We start from the raw sequence: 9,372 nt of genomic DNA on the forward strand, positions 1-9,372 counted from the left end.
GCCGGACGGGCGTTGCAGGGCGGCGCGGCGGGCTGGATCGGCGGGCTGATCTATGTCGCGCTCGCTCTGCTGTTCGACGGGCGGCATTTGCCGCGGGTCTTCGCGCTCTGCACCAGCGTCTGGGGGATCGCGACCTTCGCCGGCCCCTTGCTCGGCGGGCTCTTCGCCGACGCCGGCCTGTGGCGCGGCGTCTTCTGGCTGTTCGCCGGCCAGGCCTTGCTGTTCACCGCCGCCTCCTTCCTGCTCATCCCGCATGCACAGGGCAAGAACGAGAGCGGCCGCCTTCCGTGGGCGACGATGCTGCTCGTCGCGCTCGGCACCAGTGCCGTCGCCACGGCGGGCGTCGTTGCCAGCGGGCCGCTGTCGGCCTTGCTTGCCGCGGCCGGTGGGGCCTTGCTGATCGCGGCCCTGGCCGCCGACCGTGCCGGCGCGAACGGGCTGCTTCCCCGTGGCGAGCGCGGCTTCCCGCTCGACGCGGCCTATCTCGTCTATTTCGCGACCAACGCGGCGGCGGCCGCCTTCGCGCTCTACGCGCCGGCGTTGCTGCAGTTCAGCGCCGGCCTCTCGGCGCTCGAGGCGGGCTATCTCGTCGCGATCGAGGCGCTCGCCTGGACCGCGGCCTCGCTCGCCGGTTCCGGGGCGTCGGAGCGCTGGCGCGGGCGACTGATCGTCGCGGGCGCGGCCTCGATCCTGGCCGGCACGCTCGGCGTCACCCTCCTGATGGACGGCGGCAGCCTGCTCGCGATCGGCATCGCGGCGGCCTTGCTGGGCGGTGGCTTCGGGCTTGCCTACCCCTTCCTCGGCCAGCGCGTGATCGGCTCGTTCGGCGAGGCGACGCGGGCGCGCGGCTCGGCCGCGATCGGCGCGGTGCGCAACGCCGGCGGCGCGGTCGGGGCGGCGTTGGCGGGGCTCGCGGCCAACGCGGCGGGGTTCGGCGCGGGCCTGAGCGCGGGCAATTTCAGCCTCGTCGCCTGGGCCGCGTTCGGGATCGGCATCCCGTTCGCGCTGGCGGCTTTGATCGCGGCCGTCCGGGTCGTCCGGCCCGGACGCGAGGCTCAGGCGGGGCTGGCCTCGGGCATCAGCGCCGCGGCATAATCGCTCTCGGCGCGGCCGATCAGCGCCCGGTCGTCGTGGTTCCACGGGTGGAAGCGCGGCAGGAAGAAAGCGAGCCAGGCGCCGAAAACCTTGCGCAGCATGCCGGGGTTGATCCAGGCGAACCAGAGCATCCGCGCCCAGGCGCGTGCGCCGGTGATCCCGTCCTGGCGCAGCAGTTCGAGCGTGCCGCGGCTGCGGTCGACGATGAAGTTGCGGGTGACGAACAGCATCACCTTGGCCTTGATCTTCCAGCGCCGGCGGCGGGAGATGCCCCGGGTCGCGTGCAGCCAGGTGTCGTAGGCGACGCCCTTATGTTCGATCTCCTCGATCGCGTGCCAGCGCCACAAAGCCGCGCTCTCTGGATCGGCCTTGTCGAGATGGCGCGGATTGCGCAGCAGCTGGTTGGCTAGGATCGCGGTGAAATGTTCGAGGCACATGGTCGCGGCGAGGCTGACGATCGGCGGCTTCGAGCGCGTGATCGAGAGGCGCCATTCGACCCGCTCCTCGAGCGGCGAGAGGTCGTAGCCCGCCTCGAGCGCGCGCTTGTTGAATTGGACATGCTCGCGGCTGTGCATCACCTCCTGGGTGGTGAAGGCCTTGATCTCGGCGGCGAGCTTGGGGTCGGCGCCGTCGCGGAAGGCACGCACGCTCTCGACGAAGAAGGCTTCGCCCTTGGGAAAGGTCGCCGACAGCGCGTTGTAGAAGGCGGTGGCGACCGGATCGCCGCCCATCCACCAGCGCTCCTGGCGCATGCCGCGCCCGAAGCGGCGGTCGCGCGGGGTGATGGTGAGGTCGGCGGGTGTCACGGCGCGCGTCATGCGTTATGCTCCTTGGGACTGGGAGATACGCAATACTTACAAACGTGTCAATAAAGCGTGAGCGCCTGTCCCCCGAAGAGAGCCGGGCGGCGGCGCTGGAGGCGGCGCGGCGGCTGCTGATCGAGAAGGGGCCGCAGGCGGTGACCTTGAAGGCGGTGGCCGCCGAGATCGGCAAGAGCCACGCCAATCTGCTTCACCATTTCGGCTCGGCGGCGGGGCTGCAGGGGGCGCTCGCCGAATTGATCAGCGGGCGGGTGGTCGCCGGCATCGCCGAGGCCGTACTGCGCAGCCGCCAGGGCGAGGCGGACCCGATCGAGATCGTCGACCGCACCTTCGACGCTTTCGGACGCGAAGGAGCGGGCGCGCTCGCCGCCTGGATGATTCTCTCCGGCAATCGCGACGCGCTCAATCCGATTCTGGAGGCGATCCACGGCCTCGTCGACCAGCTCGGCGAGGGCCATGAGGACCGGCCCGTGCACGAGATGACCCTGGCGCTGGTGCTGGCGGCGCTGGGCGATTCGCTGCTCGGCGGCCCGATGGCCGAGGCGCTCGGCCTGCCCCGCGAGAAAGCGCGCGAGCTCGCCCGCCGCCAGCTCATCGCCGCGCATAAGGCGGCGGAAGGAGAGGGGGCATAGTCGGCGCCCGCCGAGCCGTCTCACGCCTTTCTCTTCCTCTCGGCCTCGCCTACATGCGCCGCCATGCATTTCCTCGACCAGGCCAAGATCTTCATCCGCTCGGGCGCGGGCGGACCGGGCGCGGTCAGCTTCCGGCGCGAGAAGTTTATCGAATATGGCGGTCCGGACGGCGGCGACGGCGGCAAGGGCGGCGACATCGTCTTCGAGGCGGTCGAGGGCCTCAATACGCTGATCGACTTTCGCTACACCCAGCATTTCAAGGCGCCGCGCGGAAAGGGCGGCGCCGGGCGCAACCAGACCGGGGCGGGGGGCAAGGATCTCGTCGTCAAGGTGCCGGTCGGCACGCAGGTCCTCGACGAGGACAAGGAATTGGTCCTCGCCGACTTCACCGAGGTCGGCCAGCGCATCGTCCTCCTGAAGGGCGGCGACGGCGGGCGCGGCAATGCCAGCTACAAGACCTCCACCAACCGCGCCCCGCGCCAGCACGGCACCGGCTGGCCGGGCGAGGAGATGTGGGTCTGGCTGCGGCTCAAGCTGATCGCCGATGCCGGGCTGGTCGGCCTGCCCAACGCCGGCAAATCGACCTTTTTGAACGCCGTCTCCAACGCCAAGGCGAAGGTCGGCGACTATCCGTTCACGACGCTCCACCCCAAGCTCGGCGTCGTCCGCCACAAGGGGGTCGATTTCGTCCTCGCCGACATTCCCGGGCTGATCGAGGGCGCGGCCCAAGGCGCGGGGGTCGGCGACCGCTTCCTTGGCCATGTCGAGCGCACGCGCGTGCTGCTCCACCTGGTCGACGCCAATAACGCGGATGTCGCGACCGCCTGGCGCACGGTGCGCGACGAGTTGGAAGCCTATGGCGCCGGCCTTGCCGACAAGCCCGAGGTGATCGCGCTGACCAAGCTCGACACGATCGACGCCGAGCTGGCCGAGGCGCTCAGCGCCGAGCTTCGCGCCGCCTCGGGCGCGCCGGTCTTCCCGGTTTCTGGGATCACCGGCGAAGGCGTCGAGGCGGTGCTCGATGCACTGGTCGAGCGGATCGGGCGGCTCGCCGAGACGAAGGGCGAGCCGGCCGAGGGCTGGTCGCCGCTGTGAGCGGCGCGACGCTCGCGCTGACCGGCGCCACCGGCTTCGTCGGCGGCCATCTCCTGCGCCTCGCCCGCGAGGTTGGGCACGAGGTTCGCGCGCTCACCCGGGGCTGGCGGCCGCCCGAAGAGGGCGTCGCCTGGATCGACGGCGCGCTCGACCGGCCCGATGCGCTCGCCGAGCTTTGCACGGGAGCGGACGCGGTGATTCACGTCGCCGGCCTGATCAACGCGCCCGACCGCGCCGGCTTCGAGGCGGTCAACGTGACGGGGACGGCTCACCTGCTTGACGCCGCCCGCGCCGCCGGCGTCCGCCGTTTCGTCCATGTTTCCAGCCTCGCGGCGCGCGAGCCCAAGCTCTCCGATTACGGCTGGTCGAAGGCGCGGTCGGAGCGGATCGTGGCCGCGTCCCCACTCGACTGGACGATCGTCCGCCCGCCCGCCGTCTATGGGCCGGGCGACCGCGAGACGCTCGAGCTGTTCCGGATGGCGCGGCGCGGCCTCGTCGCGCTGCCGCCCGGCGGCCGCTTCTCGATCATCCACGTCGAGGACCTTTGCCGCCTGATCCTGGCCTTGGTCGATCGCCCCGAGGCGGTGGGCGAGACCTACGAGCCCGACGACGGCAGGACGGACGGTTGGGAGCATCGCCATTTCGCGCGCACGCTGGGGCGCCTGCTCGGCAAGCGCCCGGCTACGCTCGCCATGCCAAGGGTCCTCATGCAGGGCGTGGCCCGTGTCGACCGACTGGTCCGGCGGAGCAAGGCCAAGCTGACCCCAGACCGCGCCCGCTATTTCTGCCACCCCGACTGGGTCGTCACCGCCGAGCGCCGCCCGCCCGAAACGCTGTGGACGCCGCAGATCCGCACCCCTACCGGGCTCAAGGCGACGGCGGAATGGTATCGCCGGCAGGGCTGGCTGAAATAGTCAGACCAGATAGAGGTAGATATAGGCGGCGCAGCTCGCAACCAGGCCGAGCAGGAAGATACGGTAGGCGTAAGCGAGCATCCGGTACTTCTTGTTCTGCAGCACCGATCCCGCCTGATAGATGTCGCGCGCCATCGTCCGGTAGATGCTGCGTTCCGTCGTCAGCCGGCTCGTCACCTCGTCGATGAAGTCTTCCTCGGCCATCTGCGTGAAGGTGCCGAAGAAGAGGATATTAGGCTCGCCGCTGGGCTTCCGCTTCCTGATCACGGGCAGCACGGCGAGCACCGCGAAGATGGCAGAGAAGAAAGCGGCGCCGCCAAGGATCAGCAGAGGCAGCGGCGCGCTCGCCCCTTGGGCGCGGCCGATAGTGATGGTGAAGATCACGAAGGTGGCGCCCATCAGAATGCTGGCCTTGTGATCGGCCATGGCGGAAAGCTGGAGCTGCGCGAGCTGGGTCGTTCGCATCAGATGCGCCGCGTTCACCGGATAGACCGTCTCGTCCGCCTCATTGTCGTCGGCCACGTGCAACGCCCCTGATCAAGTCCCCCGATTGTCATGGCACGGTCATGCCGGCCTTGCCAAGCGCAGGAGCGGCCACGCGCGCGGACCACGGCGGCACACCCTAGACCGCGATAACCGGGCCAGCCGTTCACCTAAGTCGACGATACGTATGGCAATTTCCAGATCCGTTGCTATTCGGGTGACGAACCGAGGCATGCCGAGCATGCCGCCAACGCCTGACGGGGGCTCGAATCGCTTTGGAACCGGACGAATTTGTCTACGAGTTCGATTTCTCGAACGGGCTGGGCGCCTGGGCGAGCTGGATGCCGCCCTCGCTGATTCAGGGCGATCCCACTCACGGCTCCTTCACGAGGATTCACGCGCCGGGTCAGCTCGACCCCAATCATCTCGACGGCATCGGCGCGCTCTGGCTGGTCTCGAGCCTCGCGATCGGAAGGCCGACCAGCCTGGGGTCGATCGACCTGAGAGACGCCGAAATCGAAATCACGATCAAGGGAAAGGATTTCGATCCGAACGGCGCGAAGCTCATCTTCTGGGTGTGCACTTACCTTCCCGAGGCGAATCTCTATTTCAATTACCCGGTCGGATTGCAGGTCACCAACTGGGCGCACACCGGTGGCGATTTCGCCGACCAGATCACCGACGAGTGGCAGACGATCACGGTCACCCTGTCGTCGGACCCACTCGACTGGGGTTATGGCGGGAACAATATATCGGGCCAGGGCGACTGGGCCTATCGCTACATGCCGCTCGATCTGACCACCACGCTGAGCCAGGCCGACGCGACGCTCCATCTTCTCCTGCTCGGCGACTCCCCGACCGATCGGCCGAGCGGCTTTCTCGATATCGCCAACATCACGATCAAGGCGAAGAGCCCGGCCGAGCAAGACGTGGCGGACCCGGGCTTCGTGTTCGGCGTCGAGGATGAGCCGGTCGCCGGCCAGCTGACCGATCCCGGCGGGCACCCCGATGCGGTTTATTTGCTCGTGCCGGGCTCGGTCAGGAACGGAAGTGTCGAGATCGACGCCAATACCGGCAGTTACGTCTTTACCCCGACCGCCAATTATTACGGGCGCGAGTTCATCACCGACGCCGCCTCGTTCCAATATACGGTGACAAGCAGCGAAGGCACGAGCGGCCCGATCCCGGTGACGCTTTATATCGCGCCGATCAACGACGCGCCGCTGCTCACCAGCATGGACGAGGATGTCGTCATCGCCGCGAACGAAGCGTTCGAGTTCACCCTGTTCCGGGGCAGCGACATCGACGGCGACACGCCGACCTTCCATCTCGTCGACGGCTCGCTTTCGGCCGGGACGCTCGATCTCGACAGCCGCAGCGGCCATTACGTGTTCACGCCCGGCTCCGGCTTCTCGGGCGACGTGACCTTTCAATATGTGGTGAGCGACGGCCAGGCAACGAGCGGCCCCAAGACGGTGACCATCACGGTGCGGCCGCCGAACGATCCGCCGGTTCTCCCCAGCTTCGGCGAAGTCGCCGAATATTTCGTCCAGGGGGACATGCCCGCCTTCATCTACTGGGCGACGAGGCTGGCGTTCGCGGGGGACCCGAACGCGTCCTATCATTACGGGACGTGGCTGCAGTTCGACCAGAACGTCAACCGGGACACCACCGCCGCGGCTTTCTTCCTCGAGCAGGCGCTGCCCAGCGGCGTTCAGGCGAACCTGCAGCTCGCGGCGCTTTATTATGCGGGTGACGGCGTGCCCCAGGATTATGCCAGGGCGCAGGAACTGCTGAGCCAGTACCCGAACCACGCGCCGTCCCGCTACCGATTGGGCGTATTGGTCGATAACGGCTTCGGCAGCGCCGTGGACGATGCCGCGGCGGCCAATCACTACATTGCCGCGGCCAAGCTCGGCAGCGCCGACGCGATGTACACACTGGGCCTGCGCTTCTTCTTCGGCGAAGGGGTGCAGGCGAGCGCGAGCGACGCTTATTTCTGGCTCGGAGTCGGCCTGAAATTCAACGGCGGACCCCCGATCGCCCAATTCCGCGACTATTTGCAAGCCAACCAGAATGAGGCCGCCGCGAGCCTGACCGCGCAGCAGATCGCGTCGCTCGATGCTGCGATCGCGAACTGGACGCCGGGCAGCCCGACGCCGGTCAACGCCATCGCGGGATCGGCGCTTGACGATGTCATCGTCGGCAACGGGCTCGACAATTCCATCACCGGCGGCGCGGGCGACGATCGTTTGATCGGCCATGCCGGCAACAATGTCCTCGACGGCGGCACGGGCATCGACACCGCCGATTATTCGACGGCGCCCGGCGGCGTGTCGGTCAATCTCAATTCAGACAAGGCGCCGGCCAATGGCTATGGCGGCAGCGACACTTTGCTCGGCATCGAGCATGCGATCGGCTCGGCCCTCGCCGACACGCTGATCGGCAATGCGCTCGGCAACCGCCTCGAGGGCGGCGCGGGTGCCGATTACCTGATCGGCATGGCCGGAAACGACATCTTGATCGGCGGTGCCGGCGCGGCGAACCAGCTGCAGGGCGGGACCGGCGACGACTGGTACTACATCTCGGCAAGTGGCGACAGCATCATCGAATTCGCCGGCGAGGGCTATGACCGCATCTATGCGAGCGTGAATTACGTCCTGTCGGCCGGCCGGGAAATCGAGTTCATTAGCGCCGCCGATCAGGCGGGAACGGGCGCGCTTAACCTCACCGGCAACGCCTTCGGCCAGGTGCTCTGGGGCAATGCCGGAGCGAACATCCTGACCGGCGGGGGCGGCACCGACACGTTGATCGGCGGGGCGGGGGACGACACGCTCTACGGCAATGCCGATGCCAACTCGACGCTGCAGGGCGGGACCGGCGACGACTGGTATTACATCTCGCGCACGGGGGACAGCCTGGTCGAGCTGGCCGGGCAGGGCAACGACCGGATCGTGACCAGCGTCAGCTACACGCTCTCGGCCGGCCAGGAGATCGAGGTCATCTCGACCGCCAATCTGGCGGGCACTCTAGCGATCAACCTGGTGGGGAACGGCTTCGGCCAGACCCTGCTCGGCAACAACGGCGCCAACACGCTGTCGGGCGGCGGCGGCAATGACGTGGTCGCGGGCTTCGGCGGCAACGACATCCTGCTCGGCGGCGAGGGAGACGACCAGCTCAACGGCGGCGCGGGCTACGATGTCCTGAACGGCGGCGCGGGCGCGGATATGTTCATCTTCGCGGATGCGTTCGGGCCCGCCCTCGCCGACCGCATCCAGGACTTCGTCAGCGGTCAGGATCGCATCTTGCTGGAGAACGACGTGTTCACGGGCCTCGCCGCCGGCGCGCTCGCTGCGGGCGCGTTCGCGATCGGCGGTTCGGCGCAAGACGCCGACGATCGGATCATCTACGATTCCGCGACCGGCGCGCTTTACTTCGACCCCGATGGCAACGGCGCCGGGGCCGCAGTCCAGTTCGCGGTGCTCAGCGGAGCGCCCGCCCTCGCGGCAAGCGACTTCACCGTGATCTGAGCAAGTCTACAGCCCAACTCGGTCTCCGACATTTGTCGGGGTTCACGCAGCGGCCTCCGTTTACCTGAAGGGGCAGCGGGAGGCGGCCGAAGCCGCCTCCCTAGAGAACGTCCGCGATCAATAATTCAGGCCGTAATAGCCGTAGATGCGGGTGCCGTAGTCGCGGTCCCAGGTCGGCTCCTGGTCGCGCGCGAAGGACGGCGCGCCTTCGAGCCGCTCCTTGTCGAGATCGACGACATAGCCGCCCTTGTCGGTGTCGTAATCGAGCACGTCCCACGGCAGCGGATGATGGTTGGCGCCCATGCCGAACAGGCCGCCGAAGCTCATCACCGCATATTCGACGCGGCCGTTGCGCTTGCCGACCATGAAGTGACTGACCGTGCCGAGCTTCTCGCCGGAGCGGTTGTAGACGGCAGTGCCCTCGACCTTGTTGGAGGCGATGAGGTTGGTGGTTTCGTCGCGTTCGAGAATGTCGTCGCGGGTGTCGATAGCCATGTGGCGATCTCCTTTGGCTTGGGGTTGAAGGGGTAATGAATCAACAGGTTGCGGCGGTCATCGTTCCGTCGCGCGGGCGCCGGGAGCGCCAGGACGCACGGAAGCGGCGATCATTGCCCGGGCAGCCCTTCACGGATTAGGGCTGACGCCATGTCCGACCTGCCCGAACCGATTCCGGCGGCCACCCTGATCCTGATGCGGCCGCGCCTTTCCGCGCCGTCCGACCTGCTGATGACCGAGCGCACCGGCCAGATGGCCTTCGCCGCGGGCGCGCTCGTCTTCCCGGGCGGGCGGATCGACCCCGAGG

Annotated in this window: 8 protein-coding genes and 1 pseudogene; 6 read left to right on the top strand and 3 right to left on the bottom strand. The window is 68.1% G+C overall.

The genetic code is table 11. The features are described 5' to 3' along the window. A partial coding sequence (locus ACT4N8_RS13765) for an MFS transporter (protein WP_444858686.1) occupies positions 1–1,095 on the top strand: 1,095 nt, incomplete at its 5' end. On the opposite strand, the gene ACT4N8_RS13770 is transcribed toward ACT4N8_RS13765, so the two are convergent. Further along, positions 1,056–1,913: a metal-dependent hydrolase gene (locus tag ACT4N8_RS13770; protein WP_444858687.1), complete on the bottom strand. Its 858-nt coding sequence runs from the start codon at positions 1,911–1,913 to the stop codon at positions 1,056–1,058. The two genes, ACT4N8_RS13765 and ACT4N8_RS13770, sit on opposite strands and share 40 nt — an antisense overlap. Positions 1,914–1,957: 44 nt before the next feature. Here ACT4N8_RS13770 and ACT4N8_RS13775 point away from each other — a divergent pair, with 44 nt between their 5' ends. The 3 genes from ACT4N8_RS13775 (at position 1,958) to ACT4N8_RS13785 (ending at position 4,557) form a co-directional block, all read left to right on the top strand. Beyond that, a complete protein-coding gene (locus ACT4N8_RS13775; RefSeq protein ID WP_444858688.1) occupies positions 1,958–2,548 on the top strand; it encodes a TetR family transcriptional regulator in 591 nt (196 codons plus the stop codon). A 63-nt stretch (positions 2,549–2,611) separates the two neighbouring features. After that, positions 2,612–3,643: a GTPase ObgE gene (gene obgE, locus ACT4N8_RS13780; RefSeq protein ID WP_444858689.1), complete on the top strand. Its 1,032-nt coding sequence runs from the start codon at positions 2,612–2,614 to the stop codon at positions 3,641–3,643. Then, positions 3,640–4,557: an NAD-dependent epimerase/dehydratase family protein gene (locus ACT4N8_RS13785; protein WP_444858690.1), complete on the top strand. Its 918-nt coding sequence runs from the start codon at positions 3,640–3,642 to the stop codon at positions 4,555–4,557. The genes obgE and ACT4N8_RS13785 overlap by 4 nt, the downstream gene beginning before the upstream one ends. Here the strand turns inward: ACT4N8_RS13785 and ACT4N8_RS13790 are convergent, their stop codons facing one another. Further along, the gene (locus tag ACT4N8_RS13790) at positions 4,558–5,079 is read right to left on the bottom strand and encodes a Pycsar system effector family protein (protein ID WP_444858691.1); all 522 of its coding nucleotides are present in this window, start codon (positions 5,077–5,079) and stop codon (positions 4,558–4,560) included. Between the two features lie 236 nt (positions 5,080–5,315). On the opposite strand from ACT4N8_RS13790, the gene ACT4N8_RS13795 reads away from it, so the two are divergent. Next, positions 5,316–8,570, top strand: coding sequence for a tandem-95 repeat protein (locus tag ACT4N8_RS13795; protein WP_444858692.1), 3,255 nt, complete (start codon positions 5,316–5,318; stop codon positions 8,568–8,570). Positions 8,571–8,687: 117 nt separating this feature from the next. Here ACT4N8_RS13795 and ACT4N8_RS13800 read toward each other — a convergent pair whose 3' ends face one another. Beyond that, positions 8,688–9,065 carry a PRC-barrel domain-containing protein gene (locus tag ACT4N8_RS13800; protein WP_444858693.1) on the bottom strand — a complete coding sequence of 126 codons (378 nt, stop codon included), beginning with the start codon at positions 9,063–9,065 and terminating at the stop codon, positions 8,688–8,690. A gap of 150 nt (positions 9,066–9,215) precedes the next feature. Between ACT4N8_RS13800 and ACT4N8_RS13805 the strand changes: the two are divergent. Next, positions 9,216–9,372: pseudogene (locus ACT4N8_RS13805) on the top strand (NUDIX hydrolase); the annotation flags it as partial.

The organism is Sphingosinicella sp. (assembly GCF_052387495.1).
In the GTDB taxonomy this organism is placed as follows: Bacteria; Pseudomonadota; Alphaproteobacteria; order Sphingomonadales; family Sphingomonadaceae; genus Allosphingosinicella.

Excerpts from the sequence above, each read along its gene's own strand:
- ACT4N8_RS13770 (WP_444858687.1), bottom strand. The coding sequence starts at position 1,913 with ATGACGCGCGCCGTGACACCCGCCGACCTCACCATCACCCCGCGCGAC.
- obgE (WP_444858689.1), top strand. The coding sequence starts at position 2,612 with ATGCATTTCCTCGACCAGGCCAAGATCTTCATCCGCTCGGGCGCGGGC.
- ACT4N8_RS13800 (WP_444858693.1), bottom strand. The coding sequence starts at position 9,065 with ATGGCTATCGACACCCGCGACGACATTCTCGAACGCGACGAAACCACC.